At 76.5% G+C, this 502-nt stretch carries 1 protein-coding gene; it reads right to left on the reverse strand.

The features are described 5' to 3' along the window. Positions 1-502, reverse strand: a 502-nt coding sequence (locus AC13HU_RS38065; RefSeq protein WP_483046563.1) for a LysR family transcriptional regulator substrate-binding protein, incomplete at both ends; no start/stop codon positions are given.

The raw sequence follows: 502 nt of genomic DNA on the forward strand, positions 1-502 counted from the left end.
AGGCCCGGCCGAGGGAGATGAGTTGGAGCAGCTGGGTGTGGTCGCGGACCTGGGGGCCGGGCCCGTCGGGGAAGTTGCCGTCGAGGCCGGGCCAGCGGGGCATCGGCAGGTCGGGCAGCGCGGTGACGTCGGCCATGCGCAGGTGGGTACGGGTGGCGAGCGGGTGCCCCGACGGGAGGACCGCGACCTGCTCCTCCGTGCGGAGCTCCTCCGTGTCGAACCCGGCCGTCGAGTCGAACGGCAGGTGCAGCAGCCCCACGTCGGCCCGCCCGTCGCGCAGCAACCGCTCCTGCTCGCCGGGCCCGCACAGCACCACGTCGACGGGCACCGCGCCGGGCTCGGCCGCGTAGGCGTCGAGCAGCTTCGCCAGCAGTTCGTTGGCCGCCCCGGCCTTCGTGACGAGGACGACACCGGCACGGCCGTTCGCGACGGCCGCCCGCCGGGTCCGCCGGTCGGCGGCATCGACCGCGTCGAGCGCCGCCCGCCCCTCCCGCAGCAGCAC

The organism is Streptomyces sp. NH27 (genome assembly GCF_056859195.1).